At 57.0% G+C, this 19,657-nt stretch carries 22 protein-coding genes; 13 read left to right on the top strand and 9 right to left on the bottom strand.

Going from position 1 to position 19,657, the window contains the following annotated elements:
* Positions 1 to 167 precede the first annotated feature (167 nt).
* Positions 168 to 2,174, bottom strand: a complete 2,007-nt coding sequence (locus tag D4A39_RS16135) for an SDR family oxidoreductase (RefSeq protein ID WP_022986455.1) — start codon at positions 2,172 to 2,174, stop codon at positions 168 to 170.
* A 249-nt stretch (positions 2,175 to 2,423) separates the two neighbouring features.
* Here D4A39_RS16135 and D4A39_RS16130 point away from each other — a divergent pair, with 249 nt between their 5' ends.
* The 6 genes from D4A39_RS16130 to D4A39_RS16105 all read left to right on the top strand — a co-directional run bounded on the left by D4A39_RS16130 (position 2,424) and on the right by D4A39_RS16105 (position 7,119).
* Entirely contained in the window at positions 2,424 to 3,056 is a 633-nt protein-coding gene (locus D4A39_RS16130; protein ID WP_031226955.1) for a TetR family transcriptional regulator, read from the top strand.
* A 122-nt stretch (positions 3,057 to 3,178) separates the two neighbouring features.
* On the top strand, positions 3,179 to 3,496 hold the full coding sequence (locus tag D4A39_RS16125; RefSeq protein ID WP_022986453.1) for a hypothetical protein: 318 nt from the start codon (positions 3,179 to 3,181) through the stop codon (positions 3,494 to 3,496).
* Between the two features lie 99 nt (positions 3,497 to 3,595).
* On the top strand, positions 3,596 to 4,273 hold the full coding sequence (locus D4A39_RS16120; protein ID WP_022986452.1) for a nitroreductase: 678 nt from the start codon (positions 3,596 to 3,598) through the stop codon (positions 4,271 to 4,273).
* A gap of 58 nt (positions 4,274 to 4,331) precedes the next feature.
* A complete protein-coding gene (locus D4A39_RS16115; RefSeq protein ID WP_022986451.1) occupies positions 4,332 to 4,694 on the top strand; it encodes a putative quinol monooxygenase in 363 nt (120 codons plus the stop codon).
* A gap of 134 nt (positions 4,695 to 4,828) precedes the next feature.
* Complete coding sequence (locus D4A39_RS16110; protein WP_119918551.1) at positions 4,829 to 5,758, top strand: AAA family ATPase; 930 nt, start codon at positions 4,829 to 4,831, stop codon at positions 5,756 to 5,758.
* Positions 5,758 to 7,119, top strand: coding sequence for a VWA domain-containing protein (locus D4A39_RS16105; protein ID WP_022986449.1), 1,362 nt, complete (start codon positions 5,758 to 5,760; stop codon positions 7,117 to 7,119). The genes D4A39_RS16110 and D4A39_RS16105 overlap by 1 nt, the downstream gene beginning before the upstream one ends.
* Here the strand turns inward: D4A39_RS16105 and D4A39_RS16100 are convergent.
* Positions 7,116 to 9,533, bottom strand: a complete 2,418-nt coding sequence (locus D4A39_RS16100) for a hybrid sensor histidine kinase/response regulator (RefSeq protein WP_119918550.1) — start codon at positions 9,531 to 9,533, stop codon at positions 7,116 to 7,118. The genes D4A39_RS16105 and D4A39_RS16100 overlap by 4 nt on opposite strands.
* Before the next feature lie 128 nt (positions 9,534 to 9,661).
* Between D4A39_RS16100 and D4A39_RS16095 the strand changes: the two genes are divergently transcribed.
* Positions 9,662 to 10,213, top strand: a complete 552-nt coding sequence (locus tag D4A39_RS16095; protein ID WP_022986447.1) for a porin family protein — start codon at positions 9,662 to 9,664, stop codon at positions 10,211 to 10,213.
* Positions 10,214 to 10,278: 65 nt separating this feature from the next.
* On the opposite strand, the gene D4A39_RS16090 is transcribed toward D4A39_RS16095, so the two are convergent.
* Entirely contained in the window at positions 10,279 to 11,619 is a 1,341-nt protein-coding gene (locus D4A39_RS16090) for an ABC1 kinase family protein (protein WP_119918549.1), read from the bottom strand.
* Positions 11,620 to 11,810: 191 nt separating this feature from the next.
* Complete coding sequence (locus D4A39_RS16085; RefSeq protein ID WP_022986445.1) at positions 11,811 to 12,239, bottom strand: phasin family protein; 429 nt, start codon at positions 12,237 to 12,239, stop codon at positions 11,811 to 11,813.
* A gap of 255 nt (positions 12,240 to 12,494) precedes the next feature.
* Between D4A39_RS16085 and D4A39_RS16080 the strand changes: the two genes are divergently transcribed.
* The gene (locus D4A39_RS16080; protein WP_022986444.1) at positions 12,495 to 12,875 is read left to right on the top strand and encodes a hypothetical protein; all 381 of its coding nucleotides are present in this window, start codon (positions 12,495 to 12,497) and stop codon (positions 12,873 to 12,875) included.
* 12 nt (positions 12,876 to 12,887) lie between these two features.
* Here the strand turns inward: D4A39_RS16080 and D4A39_RS16075 are convergent, their stop codons facing one another.
* Together D4A39_RS16075 and D4A39_RS16070 are read right to left on the bottom strand one after the other, a co-directional pair.
* A complete protein-coding gene (locus tag D4A39_RS16075) occupies positions 12,888 to 13,106 on the bottom strand; it encodes a hypothetical protein (RefSeq protein ID WP_119918548.1) in 219 nt (72 codons plus the stop codon).
* Positions 13,107 to 13,287: 181 nt separating this feature from the next.
* The gene (locus D4A39_RS16070) at positions 13,288 to 14,121 is read right to left on the bottom strand and encodes an SDR family oxidoreductase (RefSeq protein ID WP_022986442.1); all 834 of its coding nucleotides are present in this window, start codon (positions 14,119 to 14,121) and stop codon (positions 13,288 to 13,290) included.
* A 181-nt stretch (positions 14,122 to 14,302) separates the two neighbouring features.
* On the opposite strand from D4A39_RS16070, the gene D4A39_RS16065 reads away from it, so the two are divergent.
* Genes D4A39_RS16065 through D4A39_RS16050 form a run of 4 tightly spaced genes read left to right on the top strand, consistent with a single transcriptional unit; the run spans position 14,303 to position 17,168 of the window.
* A complete protein-coding gene (locus tag D4A39_RS16065; RefSeq protein ID WP_022986441.1) occupies positions 14,303 to 15,319 on the top strand; it encodes an AraC family transcriptional regulator in 1,017 nt (338 codons plus the stop codon).
* A gap of 59 nt (positions 15,320 to 15,378) precedes the next feature.
* Positions 15,379 to 15,777 carry an HIT domain-containing protein gene (locus D4A39_RS16060; RefSeq protein ID WP_022986440.1) on the top strand — a complete coding sequence of 133 codons (399 nt, stop codon included), beginning with the start codon at positions 15,379 to 15,381 and terminating at the stop codon, positions 15,775 to 15,777.
* Complete coding sequence (locus D4A39_RS16055; RefSeq protein WP_081703694.1) at positions 15,777 to 15,971, top strand: CPXCG motif-containing cysteine-rich protein; 195 nt, start codon at positions 15,777 to 15,779, stop codon at positions 15,969 to 15,971. The genes D4A39_RS16060 and D4A39_RS16055 overlap by 1 nt, the downstream gene beginning before the upstream one ends.
* 18 nt (positions 15,972 to 15,989) lie before the next feature.
* On the top strand, positions 15,990 to 17,168 hold the full coding sequence (locus tag D4A39_RS16050; protein WP_022986439.1) for a cation:proton antiporter: 1,179 nt from the start codon (positions 15,990 to 15,992) through the stop codon (positions 17,166 to 17,168).
* Between the two features lie 6 nt (positions 17,169 to 17,174).
* Here the strand turns inward: D4A39_RS16050 and D4A39_RS16045 are convergent, their stop codons facing one another.
* The 3 genes from D4A39_RS16045 to D4A39_RS16035 are packed head-to-tail and all read right to left on the bottom strand — an operon-like array spanning position 17,175 to position 19,026.
* On the bottom strand, positions 17,175 to 17,447 hold the full coding sequence (locus D4A39_RS16045; protein WP_119918547.1) for an Rdx family protein: 273 nt from the start codon (positions 17,445 to 17,447) through the stop codon (positions 17,175 to 17,177).
* The gene (locus tag D4A39_RS16040) at positions 17,447 to 18,028 is read right to left on the bottom strand and encodes a YajG family lipoprotein (protein ID WP_022986437.1); all 582 of its coding nucleotides are present in this window, start codon (positions 18,026 to 18,028) and stop codon (positions 17,447 to 17,449) included. Before D4A39_RS16040 ends, D4A39_RS16045 begins: the two co-directional genes overlap by 1 nt.
* A 26-nt stretch (positions 18,029 to 18,054) precedes the next feature.
* A complete protein-coding gene (locus D4A39_RS16035; RefSeq protein WP_119918546.1) occupies positions 18,055 to 19,026 on the bottom strand; it encodes a polyprenyl synthetase family protein in 972 nt (323 codons plus the stop codon).
* 289 nt (positions 19,027 to 19,315) lie between these two features.
* On the opposite strand from D4A39_RS16035, the gene rplU reads away from it, so the two are divergent.
* Positions 19,316 to 19,627 carry a 50S ribosomal protein L21 gene (gene rplU, locus D4A39_RS16030; RefSeq protein WP_022986435.1) on the top strand — a complete coding sequence of 104 codons (312 nt, stop codon included), beginning with the start codon at positions 19,316 to 19,318 and terminating at the stop codon, positions 19,625 to 19,627.
* Positions 19,628 to 19,657: the final 30 nt, after the last annotated feature.

The following is a 19,657-nucleotide window of genomic DNA, read 5'->3' as shown; positions in this document are numbered from 1 at the left end:
TCTCTGAAAGTAGCGGGAAACTGATCTGAATCAATGCAGGAGTGGTGGCGGTTAGCGACTATAGCTGCGGGACATGGTCCCGCTGCGTATGCTTCCGGTTGTCTCCGGAACATTTCAGGCCCCGCGTGTCGGGGCCTTTTCTTTTGGTGCCTGCGCAGTAAGTGTTGTTACCAGTGAATCCCCTTGAACAAGCGGGAGAAGGCGGCCTGTTCCCGGCTGATCTTTTTCGGTGTGCCTTCCTTGCCGCCGAGCGCCGCGGCGGAATCCGAAAAGAGTTTGTAGCCGGTGTTCATGATCGTTTCCGTGACCTTGGGGGTGAGGAAATGCATGACCTGGCCCATGATTCCCAGGTTGGTCGCAATGCGTTTCGGTTGGCGCACAATGGCGTCACAGATCATGTCGGCCGCCTGGGTCGGGCTGATGGTGGGTACGTGGTTGTAGATCTTGGTCGGTGCAATCATCGGCGTGCGTACCAGGGGCATATTGATCGTCGTAAAGCGAATCCCCTCGTGCGCCAGCTCGCTGGATGCACAGCGGGTGAAGGCATCCAGTGCCGCCTTGGATGCCACGTAGGCAGAAAAGCGGGGGGCATTGGTCAGTACGCCGATGCTGGAGATATTGATCACATGGCCGCCGCCGCGCTCAATCATGGCGGGCATCAGTTGCATGATTAACCGCAGTGCGCCGAAATAATTGAGCTGCATGGTACGTTCGTAATCGTGGAAGCGATCAAAGGAGTGCACCACGGAACGACGGATAGAGCGGCCCGCATTGTTGACCAGTACATCCACGTGGCCGTGGTCGGCAATCACCTGTTGGACCAGCTGATCCACGCTGTTGAGATCGGAGACATCGCAGCTGTAGGCCTGCGCCGTTCCGCCAAGCTGGTCAATCTCATGCAGGGTTTCATCCAGTTTTTCTGCGGTACGAGCGACCACCAGTACAGTGGCGCCGGCCCGTGCCAGCTTCAGGGCGGTGGCCTTGCCGATACCTGATGTGGCACCGGTGACCATGACCACCTTGCCTTCCACTCGTTCCGGCAGGGTGGGCAGGGGCTGGAGTTCATCCTTGCGCTCGCCGCGGTCCGGATCCAGATGGTTTTCCCAGAAGTCCCAGAGTTGCTGGATGTAGGTTTCCAGCTCCGGCGCCTCGATACCGGTATTTGCCAGGGCGTTGCGGCTACGGCGGTTGTCATAGTCGGTCGGGAAAGTCAGAAACTTCATTGCCGACGGGGGGATATCCAGGTTTTCCAGTGCGGCGTTGACCACCATTTTCGGCGTCATGGCACTGACACCCTTCTTGACGATGCCGGGTACGACATCGAACAGGCTGTTATCGAGTTTGACTGCCCAGCGTGGCGCCTGCGCCGCGCCGGCAATCACATCCATGATTTCGCCAAGCGAATAGGAGCGGTCCGCGGTGAGATGAAAACACTCGCCGTCGCCCTGCTCCTGGTGGGCGATGTGGTCGAGTGCATCCGCGACAAAATCTACCGGCACAATGTTGAACTTGCCGCCTTCGACACCCACCAGCGGAATCCAGTTGGGCAGCACGTCCTTGAGCTTCTGTATCAGTTTGAACAGGTAATAGGGGCCGTCGACCTTGTCCATTTCGCCGGTTTCAGAATGCCCCACCACCATGGAGGGACGGTAGATTCGCCAGGGGAGCTTGCTTTCCTGCCGTACCAGTGCCTCGGACTCATGCTTGGTCAGCAGGTACGGGTCATCCAGACCGGTGGCTTCATCGAACATGTCTTCGGTGAAGGTGCCATCGTATAGTCCGGCGGCGGCAATGGAAGAGACGTGATGGAAACACGAGGCTTCCAGTTTCTCGGCCAGCTTGAGGGTCTGCCGGGTGCCTTCGATGTTGGTGTAACGCTGTGTGTTCTCATCGGCGGTCAAATCGTAAATGGCGGCCAGATGAAAGAAGTGGTCGATCTGGCCTTTCAGGTCGTCCTGATCGCGTTTGCTGATGCCGAGTAACTTGTCGTTGATGTCGCCATGAATGGCTACCAGCTGGTCGGGACTGGCCCCCAGTCGACGGCGCAGGGCGTCAAGCTTGTATTCCGAGCCTGAGCGGACAAGCGCGAACACCCGGGTGTCGTCGCGTTTAAGCAGACGGGCCACCAGAAAACGACCAATAAACCCTGTGGCACCGGTAATGAAATAGTTCATGTATAACCCCTTGTTGCTTCCCTGCTGCCCGTTTGCAATGGGCAGTCTGTGTTGTAGCGCGTTCGATTCTCACAGTTCGATAGTGCGCCGACCATCCGGCAAGTGCCAAACTTCTTGCCTTACATTTGTAAGCTGGATTGTGTTTCAGCTAACAAGTGTTTGTCAAAGTTTATTTTGTAATCGCCTTGTTATTGCCAATTGACCCGTATTCATGGGAATATGAAACTAACAGTTGTTAGTGGTACGGTTATGGCTGAGACGGCGCGACAGCGACAAAAACGGCAAACTCGCGAGCGAATTCTGACGGCGGCACGCTCGCTCATGGCAGGCGGGCGAGGTCTGGATAGTCTCGGCTTGCGTGAAGTTGCCCGAGAAAGCGAGTTGGCGGCAACGTCACTCTATAACCATTTTCCCGATATGGAGGCGCTTGGGCTGGCGCTGATCGATTCCTGTTGTTTTCGGTTGCGCTCGGCGATGGAGTACGAGCGCCGCAGTATGATCGAGATTGGCCCGGCCCAGGCGGTGAGAGAGCTGGTTCAGCGCTTCGTTCGTTATCTGGACGAGAACGGCAATGACTTTCGCTTGTTGGTGCAGCAGCGGCTGGGAAGCCACGATCGTTATCGATCGCGAATTCAGCGCGAGCTGCAGCTATTGGTCGATGAGCTGGCGGATGATGTGGGCCAGGCGGTCGCCGCCCGGGGCGGCGATCCTGTCCCCGCCGAGCAGGAAGCAGAAGCGGCCATCGCGATAATGTTTGGCGCTGGCATCTCCATGCTGGATGCCGGTGCTGCAGCCCGCAAGGTGTTGGCGGAGCATGCTTGTTTGCAGCTGGAGATGATGGCGCTGGGAGGGCGGGCCATGGCCGCCGGATACCGCTTGTAGGTGTCAGCTTTGTGTCAGCAGAGCAATATCCTTGTAGTTTGTGACGTGATTCGTAGGTTTTTGACAATTTTTGCACTACAAAAGGGCATCTTCGAGCAGCTGGCCACAACAGGGAGGTGGTGATGGCGTTTGATCCCAGGGACCCATACGATGCCGCGGCCCTCTACGACATGTGGCTGAACTGCAGTCGCTGCCCCACGTCTTTCGATTATGAGCCTGGTGGGGATATCGATCTGGACTACTATCATCGTATCGGCCAGCAGGCGCGTGTCGAGAATTGGGCCGTCCTCCCCGCCCGTAGCCAGGGCGATGAGCTGATGTTCAATGTCCTTTGTCCGGTGTGTGCTGACCGCCTTGGTGTCAGTGGTTGTGATGGCCGCATGGAGCTGGCGGCGCCAGTCATCGACCAGATTTGCCGCGCCATGCGCCTGGCCTCCTGAATTCCGGTTTTTCCTGCCCTGATCCTGAGCGTTCCTGTCATCGCCCTGTGTGCATTGGGTCGTTAGACTCCGCTAAAACCCTGACCGGAGTATCCCATTATGAATGCCGATTCCATGTCCCTGGCTGATGCCCTCAAACAGCGTCGTTCCGTACGCGGTTTTCTCGACAAGCCAGTGCCTCAGGATGTACTGGAATCGGTGTTTTCTCTGGCTCAGCATGCACCCTCCAACTGCAATATTCAGCCTTGGCAGGTGTGGGTAGCGAGTGGCCAGGTGCGGGATGCCTTGCGTGAGCGCATGGTGGACAAGGTCAGTCGCGGTGTGCCGTTTGCGCCGGATTATGAAAGCTTGCCCCGTTTCGACGGCGTCTATCGTCAGCGCCAGGTCGATTGCGCGATGGAATTGTACGGCAGCATGGGGATCGCCCGGGAAGACCGGGAAGGGCGCCAGCGGGCCGAGTTGCGCAATTTTCAGTTATTTGATGCCCCTCATGTCGTGTTTATCGGCATGGAGAAGCAGTTCGGCGTGACGGTGGCTCTGGATGTGGGGATGTATATTCAGTCCTTGCTGCTGACGATGACCGCTCATGGACTGGGGGCGTGTGCCCAGGGGAGTATGCGTTACTACCCGGATGATGTCCGTGAGCTGCTGGAGATTCCGGAGTCCACGGCGATCGTGCTGGGTATCAGTTTTGGGTATGAAGATCCGGAGATCGCCGCTAATCGTACCCGCGTTGGCCGGGTGCCGCTGGGCGAGTCGGTGCGTTTCTGCGGCTGACAGACGAGCAGGGCGGTATTGTGCTAGAATGGTCGTTTTCCCGGCAAAGCAGACCTGCATGATCATCGTTAAAGGCTCGTTTCCTATCAAGTCCGACCAGCAACCTGAAGCGCTGGAGCTGGTGCAGCAATTGGCCAGCGCCTCACGCAAGGAACAGGGCTGTCTTGCCTACGAGGTCTATGTGCAGGCGGATGAGCCCCGAGTGATCATGGTTTGGCAGCAATGGCGTTGCCTGGACTCCCTGGAGGTTCATTTCGGATCCGAGCATGTGGATGCGTTTCTGGATGCGATCCCCGACCTTATTGATGGTGAGGTGAGTTCTGCCCGTTTTGATGTCAGCGGTGTGGACGGGGAGCCGGTCGTGGATGAGCCTCAAGACATTGCACCTGTGGTGCTGGCGGACAACATTACCCTGCATTGATTTMCCCCCCCCCCCCCCTTTTTTTTTTGTCCAATTCGATCATTTCGTTTTGTGCAGCGGGCCTGTCGCCCGCTGCCATGCCCTTTCCGGCTAATCTGCGCTAGTCTGCTTGGTTCGTACAGGCAGGAGCGTGCATGAAAACCCGTATCGAATCCGTAGAAGACATTGTCAGCAGTTTTGCCGGGCAGGGGTATATCTGTAGCGAACAGGTGGCGCTGGCGATTTATCTGGCGGCGCAGCTGAACAAGCCGGTACTGGTGGAGGGGCCGCCCGGAGTCGGCAAGACTGAGCTGGCCAAGGCGGCGTCGGCTTTTCTGGTGGCACCGCTGATTCGTTTGCAGTGCTATGAAGGGCTGGATGAAAGTCGCGCACTGTATGAGTGGAAGTATGGCAAGCAGTTGCTGTACACCCAGTTATTGCGCGACAAGCTGGGCAGCATGCTGGCGGATACCGACAGTCTGGATGCCAGCATGGCAAGACTGGGCGATCTCGGTGAAGCCTTCTACAGCGATACCTTTCTTGAACCTCGTCCCTTGTTGCAAGCGCTTCGCAGCGACGAACCGGCGGTATTGTTGATTGACGAGATCGACAAGGCGGATCAGGAATTCGAGGCATTCCTGCTGGAGCTGTTATCGGATTTCCAGATTTCTATTCCTGAGCTGGGTACCGTCAGAGCGAAGCATCAGCCACTGGTGCTCCTCACCAGTAATGATCAGCGTGAACTGTCTGACGCCCTCAAGCGCCGCTGCCTCCACCTCTATATCCCCTATCCGGCCCCGGAGCTGGAGTCGCAGATCGTTTCAGCCCGGGTGCCGGAGCTGGATGGCCAGCTGCGTGATCAGCTGGTGGCGTTTATCCAGTACCTGCGCGAACAGGACATGAAGAAATTGCCGGCCATCTCGGAAACCCTCGATTGGGCCCGTGCGCTGGTGCTGTTGCATGCTGACAGCCTGTCGCAGGAGCTGGTGGCCGATACCCTGAATCTGGTACTGAAGACCGAGCAGGATGTGACGTTGGCACGGGAGTTGTTGCCGGGCTGGTTGCGCAAGTTCGGGAAGCGTTGATGCCGGTTCGTCGACTCTCGGAGTTTATTCGTGCCCTGCGCGGTGCGGGGCTGCGTATTTCGCCGGATGAAGCCTCTCAGGCCATGGAGGCGGTGGCTCTGGTGGGGTATGAAGGGCGTGCGCGGTTCCATGATGCTCTGTCTGTGACTCTGGTTAAGGCGGAGCAGGACCGGCTGGCGTTTGAAACCACTTTCAGTCGCTTCTTTGATGGCGAAACCGCTGAGCAGGGAGCAGATGGCCGGGAAAGTGACTCTGTCGGCGATGCCGCATCGATACTGCCAGCGGATCTTCTGGCTCAGATGCCTGACGAGATACAGTCCCTGCTCAATGCGGATGCCAACGCGTTGAGTCAGACCATGGCAGAAGCCGCGGCGGCCATGAATTTCACCGACATGCAGGTGATCACCCAGCAAGGACTCTACACCAGGCGCCTGCTCATGAGCATGGGAATGGGAGCCGTGGATGATCAGGTTATCCAGCTAAGTCAGGGCTCGGCGACCCAGCAAGCCCAGGCGGACCAGTTGCGGGAGTGGCGTGGCCGGGTGCGTGAGCAGGCCAGCGGCTTGGTGCGCCGCCAGTTTTTGCTGCATGGCACCGGCTATGGTCGCGAGTTGCGTGAGCAGACCATGCGCGCGGTAGCGTTCAGGGATCTTCGTGAATTTCGGGAAGTGCAGGCGCTGGTGCGAAAGATGGCTCGGCGGCTCGCCAGCCTGCACCAGCGTCGTCTCAAACGCAGTCGCCGCGGTCGCCTGGATGGCCGTCGTACGCTGTCGGGCAGTTTGCGTCATGACGGTGTGCCTGCGCAGCTTCACTGGCAGCAAATGCCGCCGCGCAAGAGCCGTATCATGGTGATCTGTGATGTCTCCAGTTCGGTCAGCGAACCCGCCCGTTTTTTGCTCCAGTTTCTTTACGCGCTTAACGATGTGTTGCCACAGGTACGTAGCTTTGCTTTTGCGTCACGGTTTGATGAGGTGACGGAAGATTTCAGTCGTTACTCCCCGGATGTGGCGGTTGGCCGGGTGCTGGACAGATTATCAGGCAGCGGTACCGATTACGGCCAGATGTTCGAGGCATTCTGGCGCCGTTGCGAGCGTCAGCTGGATCGGCATACCACAGTGATTATTCTTGGCGATGCCCGGAATAATGCCCTGCCAGAAGGGGCGCAGACCCTGGCGCAAATTCGCCGCAGGGTGCGCCAGGTATGGTGGCTGAATCCCGAAGCCCGCTCACAGTGGAACAGTGGCGACGCGGTGATGGACCGCTACTTGCCCTATTGTCGCGAGGCGCACCGTTGCGCCAACCTGAATGATCTTGAGCGAGCGGTGGATCGTCTGTTGTTGTCGCTTAAACGGTCGGATTAATGCTTGCTGGTGAGCCGGATATCCGGATCACGCAGTATTTGTCTTAAGGTATTTCGCAGGCGCTCCATGTTGATGGGTTTGGCAAGGTGGCCAACCATTCCTGCGTCATGACAGGCTTGAATCTTGTCGGGTACGGCGTGCGCGGTAAGGGCGACAATCGGGGTGGAGGGTAGCCTCTTTTCTTTCTGAAGCCGGAGTATGGATCTTGATGTTTCAAAGCCGTCCATTTCCGGCATTTCGCAATCCATTAGCACAATGTCGAATGGTTCGGTCGCCGACAACAGGACTGCGATGGCCTCCATACCACTCTCGGCGACCTCTGTGGTGAAGCCAAGCTTTCGACATAGGCCCTCGGCTACCATCAGATTGATGTGATTGTCATCGACAATCAGCAGGCGTCCACCTGAATGCGAAGTGTAAGGCTCGGCGTTGTCGGAGGAGGATAGCTGAGTACCTTCCCGCGTTTGTGGCAGCGGGAGTCGGAACCAGAAGCGTGATCCTTCCCCGCGCTGGCTTTGCACCCCAATCTCCCCGCCCATAATCTCGACCAGTTGTCGGCAAATGGCCAGCCCCAAACCGGTGCCGCCGTAGCGGCGACTGGTGGAACTGTCGCCTTGCTGAAAATGGTCAAACAGATTGTTGAGTTGCTCCGGGCTAATGCCGATGCCGGTGTCGCGCACTTCAAAGTAGACATAATCCCGGTTCTGGTTATCTCTTTGGGCCGAGAGGCTGATTTCGCCATTGTCCGTGAACTTGACGGCATTACTAATCAGGTTCACCAGAATCTGGCGAAGTCGTACGGGGTCGCCCATGCAGTAGCTTCCAAGGTCGTCTGCCAGGGTGATAGTAAGTAGGTTGGAGTGCACGCGCGCCTTGTGCTGGAACAGTGCCATGCTGTCCTCTATTAGCGTGTCGAGGGCAAAACTGGTTTGCTCGATAGGCATCTTGCCCGCTTCGATGCGTGAATAATCGAGGATGTCGTTGATCAGGTTCAGCAGGCTGTTGCCTGATTGTTCGATGACATGGATATTGTGCTTTTGCTCCTCGTTCATGGGGGTGCCTTTAAGCATGTCCACCGTGCCGATGATGCCGTTCAGAGGGGTGCGAATTTCGTGACTCATAACGGCAAGAAATTCACTGCGAGCGCTCAGGGCGGTGTTCAGCTCCCGGGTGCGCTCTTCAACGCGCTTTTCGAGAGCCTCATTGGCTTCACGTTGAATCCTGGCATTTTCGCTCTTCAGCACAGTCATTCTGTGTGCGAGGGCAAATGACAGCAAGACAGCCTCAAGGAAGGTGCCAAGTTGCATGGCGTTTTCCAGTAGCCAGCCGCCTTCAAGTAACTGAAACGACTTAAGTACATACAATAGTGTGGCAGTCGCCACGGCCAGAAAAGCCAGCAGGAAATAGCGGGCCGGGCTGTAGCCCTGGAGGATCAGCCAAACCGCAAGAGCTGCTGCGATCAGTGGCCAGGGAAAAACGATGGCGGTAGAGATCTGAATCGCAATGTGAAAATTCAGTAGCGTAAAGGGGGACAGGAGGATCAGTGCCCAGGCGATGATGGTGATGCCGCGATGGATTCGTGGGGCGCGACTTTTCAGGTCAAGAAACAGTGTGGTAAACAGCAGGGAAAAGGCCAGGGTAAGCAGGTTCAGTATTGGGAGGGAGTAGTGATTCCAGAGGGTGGCGTCTGGCCACAGCCATTGATAACCCAGGCCCTCGCGAGTGAACAAGTTAAGCCCGAAAGTCCCAAGGTAAAGCACGTATAAGAGGTAGCTGCTGTCCCGTATGGAGAAATACAGCAACAAGTTAAACAGGCACATGGCGATAATGGCGCCGTAATAGAGCCCGTAAAAAATGGAAAGTTGGTTGTCTTGCTGATTGAAGGCTGCTGGTGCGCTAAGTGTTAATGGCATTTCAATTACATTGTCGCCTTGAGCGCGAAGCAGCAGGAAACGTTGACTGTTTTCAGGAAGCGTTAGCAAGGTCACCAAATGATAATGCGGGAATTCCCGTAGACTGAAAGGCACGCGATCACCCAGGCGCTGATGGTCCAGGGCTGTGCCATGCTCATCAAAGAGGTAGAGATCAAGGTAATCCAAATGCGGCCGTCCCATACGCAGAAACCAAAACGGCAGTGGTGTCTGGTTTTCCAGCGATACGAGAAACCACTGGAATCCCTGCTGAAAGCCCAGAGCGGGGTAGTCCCCGTGGAGCTGCGTGCCGTTGCCATTCTTGAGCGCGGTGAGTGCGGATTCGGGGGTATGGCTATGGCGGGGGTCGGATAGCCAGTGCATCCCGTCGGCAGCTTCATAGCGATCTTGTCCCCCGTTAAGGGTGACAGTGTGGCCAAGCGAAGTCAGCAGCAGTAGCGGCACCAGCAGTGCCAGGCCCAGCAAGACGCGTCCCTTTGTCATTCCCGATCCTGTTATCGCTGTTATGTGGATCCTGAAAAGTCTGTTTTTACAGAATTTACCGGATCTTCAGGAACTGTACGACCTATTACGTCTCGAAAACCATGACTTAACGGAAAAGGAGTCTCGTAATGAAAGTCATGATTCGTGGTGTTTTAGTGCTGTCCTGTTCCATGTTGGCGGCTCAGGGGGCCTATGCCGCAGGGCCTTACATTGGCGGTAACTACAGTCAGATTCAGTACGACAACGAAGAGTTTGATTCCGATACGCTCAAGATTGATGCTGCTACCGTGAATGCCGGTTTTGAGTTTACCGATTTTCTGGCACTGGAAGCCCGTGGTGGTGTCGGCGTTGATGAAGACAGCCAGGGTATTGTCGACTTTGAAATGGATCACCTCTACGGGGGTTACCTGAAGCTGGGTGCACCCATTGGTGAAAACCTGCGCCCTTACATCATTGGTGGTTATACCAAGGTCAAAGGCAAGGTATCTGCAAATGGCGATATTGCTGGCGTGAACTATTCCTACAGCGACACCGAGACCTTTGAGGATGAATCCTACGGTGCTGGCCTGGATTTCAACTTTACTGACACCTTTGGTGCGAATCTGGAATACATGCGCTACGTCGATACCGATGAAGAAGAGATTTCCGGTATCAGTGTGGGTCTGCGCTCCGCCTTCTAATCCGGCGTTGAGCCAACCCTCTTGCAAGAAAAGCCCCGCACTGCGGGGCTTTCTTTTTGCTTGTCTCAGTGTTCGGGGCGAGGGTCACTCTGCAGTGCTCGCTCCAGGTTGGGCCGGAAGGCGGCAACGACGCCCAGATGCATCAATGTCCAGTAGTGCCCGCTGACCACGCGTTCTATCAGCAGACTACGCGGGGAGGGCTGGAATTTCATCATCTGTTCCAGTGAAGTGCGTTTTACCTGTTTAAGAATGTCTGTGTGCAATTGGGAGCGGGCAAAGTCGAAGGGTTCCCGCGAAAAGGCACGCAGCAGGAGCTCGATCCAGGTGGCGTAGAAGTCGCCGCTTACGTCGCTGTCGTGTTTGCGGGCGCCAAGTCTCTGCAGTTGCTGATCCAGGGTTTCCCATTCTTCCTTTATGGCGCTGGTCACGATGTCGCGGAGCAGTTGCGCATCCTGTGAGGGCAGGCGCTTCACTGCGCCAAAGTCATACATCACGATGGTGCCGTCCGGGCGAAAGGCAAAATTGCCGGGGTGGGGATCGCAGTGCACGGCGCGGAATTCAAAGATCTGCTGGCCAATGGCATCAAACAGTCGCTCGCCCAGCAGGTTGCGGGTGTCCTGGTCAAAGCCGTTGCGGTTGTTGACGTCGTCCAGCGCGATGCCGTCTTCGCGGCTCAGAGTGAGCACTCGCTCGCCGGATAGCTCCCTGTATACGCGTGGGATCACCAGCCACGGCTGGTCTGCATGGCGTTGCCGAAACTCATCCAGATTGGCGGCTTCCTGACAGTAGTCCAGTTCTTCATGGAGCTGGTTACGAATTTCCTGAAAAACACCGTCCAGGGCGGCTTCATCGACCTTCAGCAAGCTGCCCAGGCGCAGAATGCGTCGCAGGTGCTTCATGTCCGAGTCGATGGATTCCTTGACGGCGGGGTACTGCACCTTGACCACCACTTCGTCACCCTCATGGGTGGTGGCGTGGTGGACCTGGCCAATGGAGGCAGCCGCAAAGGGCGTTTCTTCGAAGCGGGAGAAGAGGCTGTCGATCGTGTCTCCGAGCTCCTTTTCCAGCTGACGACGGATGACATGGAATGGCATGGGGGCGGAAGCGTTTTGCAACACCTTGAGTTGTTCGCTGATCTCCCGGGGCAGGATGTCCTGCATCTGGGACGCGATCTGGCCCACTTTCATGACCGCCCCTTTCATCTCTCCCAGGGTGGCGGCCACTTCCTTGCCGATGTGCTGCATCAGCTTTTCCCGGTCTGCGGCCTTGGCGGCATCGGACTGAAACAGGCCTTTGACCTGATGTCCTGCTACACGTGTGGCTACCGAGGTGGTCATGCCGGCAAGGCGGAACAGGCGGCCGGTCGTGGAGGTGGGGCGTTTTTTACGGCGGGGCTGGTCAGCCATGGTCCCTCGCGTAAGCAGTAGCGTGTGTTGTCGGCATTATGCTTCAACGGTAGACCGGCCATCACGGGCTGTACAGGGGGAAAAGAGGCCAGAAGGCGGTTATTTCGGAAGGCTGGCAAGTTGTCAGGCAAAAGAAAGGGGCCAAATCAGGCCCCTAAAAGGAGAGTAACAACAGATATAAGGAAACAGAATCAGCTACGTTTCTGTCCGGCAGAAACCAGATCGTTGAACAGTTTCTCGCCTTCTTCACGTGCGGTGGCAACAGCACCCAGGCCGGCCAGCACGAATTCGTTGGTTGCGTCGGCTTTTTCGCCACGCTCTTTCTTGCCTGCTTCGATCAGTTTCTCATACAGGGCTTGGCGCTTTTCCGGTGCGCTGTCGAGCAGTTCACGGGCCGCTTGCAGAGCGCCACGACCGGCCAGCAGGGCTTTCGGTTTGCCTTCCGCATCTTCACCGTAGGCAGCAGAGCCTGCTTCTACATACTTGTTCAGCAGGTCTTCGGAGTTCTCTTCAGCTTTGTCGTAAGCGCCGAGGCCAGCCAGGTACAGCTTGTTGCCCAGGTCCTTGGCACGATTTACCAGAGATTCGCTTTGTTCGCGCAGATCTTTCAGCTCGCCCATGGGGTTAATTCCTTGCATTGTCCGGTGTAAAAGAAAATTTGGTTGCAGTCAGTGTGTGGACTGCACGAGGATGAGATTAAGACCCGTGAGCTATCCTGGTGGCATTTTCTGTCTGACAATTGTACATGGGGGTAATGGCAGGGAACTTCCAAGGTGTGATATCCATCAATGTCAGTACGCCAAGTCATACGTGGTCGTCATTTATTCGCATGCGTACACTGGCAAGAAAGACTGTACCGGTTTAGAGAGAGCGGAATGATAGAGAAATTCATTGCCAAGGTGCCTGGCCGAATTTGGGCGGATGGGCGTCCTGCCAAGGCGCGCCAATGGGAAGCGGAATTCAATGTAGCGTCCTGGGTCAGGGTGGCTGGTGCTGCGGGCCAGGTACAGCTGGTGGTTCGCTACATCGATAGCAAATCTGAAAAAGCGGTGGTAGTCGATACTGCTGACGTTGGCGGGGAAGGTAGTGCGTTGCTATCCGGATCCATTCGCTTGAAGCTTTCCGCGGACGTGGAGCAGGTGCAGATTTCCTTGCGCTTGAGTGACCCAGGCATGACCCACGTGGTTGAAGAGCTGTTTATGCAGCGCCGCGGCGCTGCACTCAAGAGTTCGGACAAGCTGATTTCCAACTACTAGATTTTCTGCTTGCTATCCCTGCCGGCGGGTCTGTTCCGGCAGGCAGGCAATTGTCGGGGCGACCTTTTGGGTTGTCCCATTGTCAGCCGATGCACTGTCCTGTGCGTTCTGTGTCTCTGCGTGGTTAACCAGCGATTCCGGCCAGCTATCAAAATCCAGCCCGGTTACCCGATTCAGATTATCCAGTGCCTGCTCTGGTCGCAGTGTGTTCAATTTCAGAATCTTGCTCATGGCACAGAGTCCCTGTGTTTGCCTGCAGGGATAAAAGCGAGAACTGTGCCAGACTTGTGAAATAAATTTTATTGTTATATTTCATGGGGTTAAAAGTGTTGCCGTGCGAATGATCACATTTTGGCGGCGAGTCTCGGCAGCAAGTGACAATTTTGGTAACCCCGCGGGGCGGGGCTGCCACTTAATCCAGGAAGAAATCGGGGAGTAGTTGGTCGTCTTCCAGGCTCGGGTCCACTCGATAAAGGCTGAAATCACTCACGCCGCTGTCACGCAGGATCTCTTCATCAATAAAGAAGCGGCCGGAGGCTTCGGCGACAGGCCGTGTCAGGATGGCGTAAGCGGCATCGGCCATGATGGAAGGCTGGCGGGCGGCTTGAACGGCTGGGACGCCGCCAAGCTGGTTTTGCACGGCAGCGGTGTTGATGACGGTCTTCGGCCATAGCGCGTTGACTGCCACCTTGCCTTTGAATTCGTCTGCCATACCGAGTACGCACAAACTCATCCCGTATTTAGCCATGGTGTAAGCCACATGCCGGCCGAACCAGTGCGGTGCCATGTTGAGTGGTGGCGCCAGATTCAGGATATGCGGGTTATCGGACTGCTGGAGGTGAGGCAGGCACAGCTTGCTGGCCATGAATGTGCCACGGCTGTTGATCTGGTGCATCAGATCGTAGGACTTCATGCTGGTGGCCTCCGTACCGGTGAGGGCAATGGCGCTGGCATTGTTGACCAGAATGTCGATGCCGCCAAAGGCCTTCACCGTTTGGTCAATCGCGGCCTTGAGCTGCTCTTCATGACGAATATCACCCACGCACACCAGTGGGGTGCCGCCGGCATCGCGAACTTCTTCGGCTGCGGTGTAAATGGTGCCGGGCAGTTTGGGGTGGGGCTCGGTGGTTTTGGCAAACAGGGCAACGTTGGCGCCGTCTGCAGCAGCCTTCAATGCGATCGCCTTGCCGATGCCGCGGCTCGCACCGGTGATAAACAGGGTTTTGCCTTTCAGGGAAAGGGTCATGTGGCTCTCCAGTTGTACAAATATGGCGACAACCTAGCAAGCGCTTGGTTAAATCGCAATGACGTTGGCTGCAGAGCAGGCTGACAAGTATCCCTCGGTCACTTGTCAGCGCCGATTGGTCAGGATATGGTTTGTTTTTCGGTCATTTGGGGCCATGGACGGCCGTAGCAGAGTAATAATCATGACAATTCTGAAAATGGACCCGGCGGAGTATTCCGTTTCCGCTGAGTATCTGTCGCTGATGCTGGACGTACTGGCGCGCCGTGGGGTGGATACCGAGCAGGTATTGGCCGGGACGGCTATCGAGGCGGGGTGTTGGCGTGATCCCAAGGCGCGCATTACTGCCCAGGATTTTGAGCGGGTGGCGTTGCGGGCCATCAATTTCACACAAGAGCCCTGGCTGGGTTGGGAGCTGGGAGCCTCAATGACCCTGTCTTCCCATGGATTTCTGGGTTACGCGGCCATGAGCAGTGCGACCCTGGGCGAAGCTCTCGAGTTGGCCGTGAAGTACTTTCGTACCCGCAGCACCATGGTCCAGCTGGAAACCTTCCAGGATGGTGATATGGCGGTTCTGCAAGTTAATGAGCTGTTGGCGCTGGGAGGCCTCGCCCCCATGACGATGGAGAGCCTGTTCTCCAGTTTTCATTTCATGGGGCAGAAGCTATTGCCGGGTATGGAGGTTATTGGCGAGCTGCGCTTTTCCTATCCCGAGCCGGACTATTTCGAGCGGATGCGGCCGTTGATGCCGGTGCCGGTTTATTTTGATTGTGCCTATAACCAGATGCGGTTTCCGGTGGAAAGATTGGACTACACCCTGCAGTTTGCAGATCCCCGTTTGGCACGCATGGCGGCGGATCAGTGCGAGCAGGAAATGGCCTCGATCAAGGCGCCGCCGGCACTGCTGGGGCAGGTGCGTCGTATTATTCTGGCGGGTGGGGGGCGGTTTCCCGGCGTGGAAGAAGTGGCCAGTGAGTTGCACATGTCATCGCGAACCCTCAAGCGCAAGTTGCAGCAGCTTGGGACCAGTTATCAGGAAATTCTCGACGGTCTGCGCAAAGGGTTGGCGGTAGAGTTTCTCACCCAATCTGATCGCACTGTGGACGAGATAGCCATGTCTCTTGGCTATTCGGATGCCTCCAACTTTGCCCGTGCCTTTCGCCGCTGGACCCAGCGTAGTCCATCCGATTATCGTCAGTAACCTCGAGTTGTGCCCTGCGTGACGTGTACAGGGCATCTGGCCACTTTCTGGAGTTTTCAATGGCAACGCTTCACCCCCGCCTGGCGGCGGATACCCGTGCTCTGGGGGAGACCGAGCTGTGCTGGCTGCGCTGGATGAATGATCAGCGTTTTGCCTGGTTGATTGTGGTGCCCAAGCGTGACGGTCTGCGTGAATGGCACCATCTACCAGCAGAGGAACAGGTTTCCCTGCTCCAACAGGTGAATGGGTTGGCGACGGAGTTGGAGCGTGTCACTGGTGCCGACAAGATCAATGTCGGCGCGTTGGGCAACATGGTTCCGCAGCTCCACATTCATATTATCGCCCGTTTTGAGGGGGATCCCTGTTGGCCGGGGCCGGTCTGGGGGCAGGGGGCACCAGTCCCCTGGCCTGACGGCCAGTGTCCTGATTGGCTGGCCGGGTTGGATGTGGGGGTGTGATGCCAGGTTTGGTTTCGGTGCGGGTACAGTGTCCGTGTTGCTGGGAGCATATTGAGACTCTGGTCGATACCTCTATTCCCGAGCAGGAGTATGTTGAGGATTGTCAGGTTTGCTGTCGGCCCATGGTCTTGACGGTGACGCTGGCCGACGGGGACGAATGCCCTGAGGTATGTGTTCGACCGGAAAATGACTAGCAGGGAAGGGGCTGTGGAATGTTGCTGATCGGAATTTTTGTGGCGTTGGTGTTCGTCTACGGCTTGGTGTCGAGACGCCTTGAGGGTGGTTACCTGACCGCCCCAATGTTGTTCACCCTGGCGGGCATGCTTGTCGCGTTTCTTCTAACCCCGGGGTTGGTAATGGAATCGGGGGGGCAGGCGTTTCTAACTGTGGCTGAGCTGACGTTGGTGCTGTTGTTATTCACGGATGCCAGTCATACCAATTTACGAGAGCTTCGCCGTGATGGAATGCTGTCGGTGCGATTGTTGACGACCGGAATGCTGCTCACCATCGTGCTCGGCGGGGTGTTTGCCTGGTGGTTGTTTCCTTCGCTGGGGCTTTGGTATGCAGCGATTGTTGGCGCCATCCTGGCCCCCACGGATGCGGGCCTCGGGCAGGTGATCGTGAACAGTCCTGCGGTGCCGGAAAGAGTGCGCGAGTCTCTCAATGTAGAGGCGGGCCTAAACGATGGCTTAAGTGTTCCTTTCCTGTTGTTCTTTATTGCCCTGACGGGAATGCAGGGCTTTGAGGCCAGTGGAATGTTGCTCGAGTACATCATCGAGCAATTGGGCTATGGCGCAGTCATTGGTCTTCTGGTCGGGGGTGTTGGAGGGTTGCTGCTGGCGAGTTTTTCGCGCCTTGGCTGGCTGGCGGAAGATGGTGAACAAATGGCGATCCTGTCGCTGCCGATCATGGCGCTGTTGGTGTCGGAAATGGTTGAAGCCAGCATGTTTATTGCGGCGTTTGTCGCCGGTCTGGCGTTGCAGTGGCGTTTTCGTCCGGCCAGCCGGGAGGACCGCTTTTACGGGCTGCTGGGTGAATGGCTCAGCCATTCCGTATTTTTCCTGTTTGGGCTGATCGCGTTAACTGCCCTCCAGAGCCTGGAGTGGCGGTATGTGGCCTATGGCTTGTTGAGCCTGACCCTGATTCGCATAGGGCCGGTGTTGCTGGCATTGGCCGGCACGGCGTTAACTATGCGGCAGCGCTTGTTCATGGGTTGGTTTGGCCCCAGGGGGCTGGCGTCTATTGTGTTGGGGCTGGTTTTTCTGGAGCAGCACGGGCAGGGCGAAGGGGTTGAGCTTGTCAGTCAGCTGGTGGTGGTGACGGTATGGCTGAGTGTGATGCTTCACGGGGCAAGCGCAAGCTCGGGTATTCGCTGGTTGAATCGTGGCTAGCCAGGGCTAACGGTCGTGGTGGCCCAGCGAGCGGTCTGGGCAGACTACATCCCTGACCCGCCGCTTGAGCTCGCTGATATCGGGGAAGCCCGCATCTCTTTTGCGCTCCCAGATGCGCTGCTCATCTGCGTCTATCCAGAATGCGCCTCCGGTGCCGGGCTGAAGTGTGACTTCGCTCAGTTCCTCCGCGAAGGTACCTAGCAGTTCCTGAGCATACCAGGCACTACGCAGCAGCCAGTTACACTGGCTGCAGTAGTGGATTACCACGCGGTGGGTCATCAGGGGGTGTCGTTCCCGACGAGGAAGGCCTGCATTTCAGGATCGTTCAGCATGCGGGTAATTGCGCCGCTGAGAATGGCGTTTACCATTTCGCCGTTGCGTTTTGCTGAGGGTGTAAGAGGCAGGTCATGCTTGACGCTGCTGCGGTAAGTGCCGGTATGGGTGATCTCGCCACGGCTGGCGACGCCCTCAAGCGTCAGGGTCAGGGTGACGCTGTTCACCACGGAGCCTTCTTCCGGTACGTAGTCCAGCTGCTCAAGGCGAACTTCCAGCCGCGTCGCGTCTTCGCCGGGGTTAAAGGCGTTGAAACCCTGGGTTTGCAGTCCTTTTCGAACGGCTTCTTCCACGGCGGTTTTAACGTCATTGGCCGGCTGCACCAGCGAGGTTTCTTTGTAGACGCCACCGCGGGTGCCGAAGGCGAGTTGATCACGGGAATCCACGGCATACACCAGTACCGGCTTGTTCTGGCCGATGTTGGCGGCTTCCACGTCCGCCACAGGTTGCACATCAATGGACTGCGGGCTCAAGGCGCAGCCGGCAAAGGCGGCACTGAGGGTAAGAAGCAAGACGGCTCTAAGCATGGTGTCTCCTTGTCGGGGCCGGTGATTCAGAAAGTGCGGTTCAGGGATTCCTGGGCCAGAGTGGTGAGCGACTCCTTGTAAGGGGAGGCCGGCACCTCGGCAATGGCGTCCAGGGCAAGGCGAGTATGTTCTGCGGCCTTGTCCACTGTATATTGCAGACCGCCACTGGCCCGAACAGTTTCCACAATCTCCTCCAGGTGATCGAGTCCGCCGCTGCGAATGGCATCCTTGATCAGGTCGGCCTGGCTATCGGAGCCGTTGGCAATGGTATAGATCAGCGGCAAGGTAGGCTTACCCTCGGCCAGATCGTCCCCCACATTTTTACCCAGCTCGCTGGCATCCCCCTGATAGTCCAGCACGTCGTCAATCAACTGGAAGGCAATACCGAGATGGCGGCCATAGGTGGCAAATGCTTCGGTAAAGTCAGTGTTGTCGTCGGCGGCCAGCACAGCGCCGGTTTCGGCTGCAGATTCGAACATCTTTGCGGTCTTGTGGTGAATGACGCGCATGTAGTTCTGTTCGGTGGTGTTGGGGTCGCGCACGTTGATCAGCTGCAGGACTTCACCTTCAGAGATGGTGTTGGTGCTCAGGGAGAAGATGTCCAGCAGACGAGGATGGCGCAGGGCGACCATCAGTTGCAGGGCGCGTGAGATCAGGAAGTCACCCACCAGCACACTGGCGGCGTTGCCCCAAACGGCGTTGACGGTGGGGCGGCCTCGGCGCAGGTTGGACTCATCGACCACATCGTCGTGGAGCAGGGTGGCGGTATGCAGGAACTCGATGATGGCTGCCACGTCCACATGCCGGTCACCGCGGTAGCCGCCGGCGCGGGCGCAGAGGATGGCAACCAGCGGACGCAAGCGCTTGCCGCCAGACTGGACAATATAGTCGCCGACTTCGCGGATCAGGGGGACGCCGGAGTCCAGATGGTGAGTGATAAAGGTGTCTACAGCGGCAAAATCCTGTTCGACCGCGGCATAAATAGCCTTGAAATCCATGTACTTGAGTCCAGGCGAGTGATGGTGGCGCAACAGCGGGCAATGCTAACAGCGAGGGGCCGCCAGTCAATGAATTCCGCCTTATTGTCACTGTTGGGTGTCAAGCTGGCGTGACCAAAGGAAAGATCAGGGGGCGGGGCGTCAGTTAACGGGGTTTGGCCGTTGCATGAGGGGGCGGTTTGCCGTAAACTTCGCGGCCCGATTTAACCCTCTGCCTGGCCCGCAAGTGGTGATCGCCCGAACAGGGTGTTGTTGCCCGCCTGAGTGGAGTCGTGCTGGAGCACAAACGATGTACGCAGTAATCAAAACCGGTGGCAAGCAGTATCGCGTTGAAGAAGGCGATGTTGTTCGCATCGAGAAAATTGAAGTGGCAACTGGCGAATCCGTGGATTTCGACCAGGTGCTGCTGGTTGCTAACGGCGACGACGTAAAAGTCGGTCAGCCAGTTGTGGATGGTGCCAAGGTTACTGCCGAGGTGCTGGAGCAGGGTCGTCACAAGAAAGTGAAGATCATCAAGTTCCGTCGTCGCAAGCACCACCGCAAGCAGCAGGGTCACCGTCAGTGGTACACTGCGGTGAAAATCACCGGGATCCAGGGCTGATCCTTAGACACACATTCAAGAGGATTTAGA

Source organism: Alcanivorax profundi, assembly GCF_003597125.1.
GTDB lineage: Bacteria > Pseudomonadota > Gammaproteobacteria > Pseudomonadales > Alcanivoracaceae > Alcanivorax > Alcanivorax profundi.
The sequence above is the reverse complement of the archived record's forward strand: the minus strand, read 5'-3'. Positions and strand labels throughout refer to the sequence as shown.

Coding starts and splice junctions, on each gene's coding strand:
- D4A39_RS16055 (WP_081703694.1), top strand. CDS start 15,777: ATGCCAGGTTTGGTTTCGGTGCGGGTACAGTGTCCGTGTTGCTGGGAG.
- D4A39_RS16135 (WP_022986455.1), bottom strand. CDS start 2,174: ATGAACTATTTCATTACCGGTGCCACAGGGTTTATTGGTCGTTTTCTG.
- D4A39_RS16115 (WP_022986451.1), top strand. CDS start 4,332: ATGATCATCGTTAAAGGCTCGTTTCCTATCAAGTCCGACCAGCAACCT.
- D4A39_RS16035 (WP_119918546.1), bottom strand. CDS start 19,026: ATGGATTTCAAGGCTATTTATGCCGCGGTCGAACAGGATTTTGCCGCT.
- D4A39_RS16040 (WP_022986437.1), bottom strand. CDS start 18,028: ATGCTTAGAGCCGTCTTGCTTCTTACCCTCAGTGCCGCCTTTGCCGGC.
- D4A39_RS16080 (WP_022986444.1), top strand. CDS start 12,495: ATGATAGAGAAATTCATTGCCAAGGTGCCTGGCCGAATTTGGGCGGAT.
- D4A39_RS16045 (WP_119918547.1), bottom strand. CDS start 17,447: ATGACCCACCGCGTGGTAATCCACTACTGCAGCCAGTGTAACTGGCTG.
- rplU (WP_022986435.1), top strand. CDS start 19,316: ATGTACGCAGTAATCAAAACCGGTGGCAAGCAGTATCGCGTTGAAGAA.
- D4A39_RS16060 (WP_022986440.1), top strand. CDS start 15,379: ATGGCAACGCTTCACCCCCGCCTGGCGGCGGATACCCGTGCTCTGGGG.
- D4A39_RS16105 (WP_022986449.1), top strand. CDS start 5,758: ATGCCGGTTCGTCGACTCTCGGAGTTTATTCGTGCCCTGCGCGGTGCG.
- D4A39_RS16065 (WP_022986441.1), top strand. CDS start 14,303: ATGACAATTCTGAAAATGGACCCGGCGGAGTATTCCGTTTCCGCTGAG.
- D4A39_RS16050 (WP_022986439.1), top strand. CDS start 15,990: ATGTTGCTGATCGGAATTTTTGTGGCGTTGGTGTTCGTCTACGGCTTG.
- D4A39_RS16125 (WP_022986453.1), top strand. CDS start 3,179: ATGGCGTTTGATCCCAGGGACCCATACGATGCCGCGGCCCTCTACGAC.
- D4A39_RS16095 (WP_022986447.1), top strand. CDS start 9,662: ATGAAAGTCATGATTCGTGGTGTTTTAGTGCTGTCCTGTTCCATGTTG.
- D4A39_RS16075 (WP_119918548.1), bottom strand. CDS start 13,106: ATGAGCAAGATTCTGAAATTGAACACACTGCGACCAGAGCAGGCACTG.
- D4A39_RS16100 (WP_119918550.1), bottom strand. CDS start 9,533: ATGACAAAGGGACGCGTCTTGCTGGGCCTGGCACTGCTGGTGCCGCTA.
- D4A39_RS16070 (WP_022986442.1), bottom strand. CDS start 14,121: ATGACCCTTTCCCTGAAAGGCAAAACCCTGTTTATCACCGGTGCGAGC.
- D4A39_RS16130 (WP_031226955.1), top strand. CDS start 2,424: ATGGCTGAGACGGCGCGACAGCGACAAAAACGGCAAACTCGCGAGCGA.
- D4A39_RS16090 (WP_119918549.1), bottom strand. CDS start 11,619: ATGGCTGACCAGCCCCGCCGTAAAAAACGCCCCACCTCCACGACCGGC.
- D4A39_RS16120 (WP_022986452.1), top strand. CDS start 3,596: ATGAATGCCGATTCCATGTCCCTGGCTGATGCCCTCAAACAGCGTCGT.
- D4A39_RS16085 (WP_022986445.1), bottom strand. CDS start 12,239: ATGGGCGAGCTGAAAGATCTGCGCGAACAAAGCGAATCTCTGGTAAAT.
- D4A39_RS16110 (WP_119918551.1), top strand. CDS start 4,829: ATGAAAACCCGTATCGAATCCGTAGAAGACATTGTCAGCAGTTTTGCC.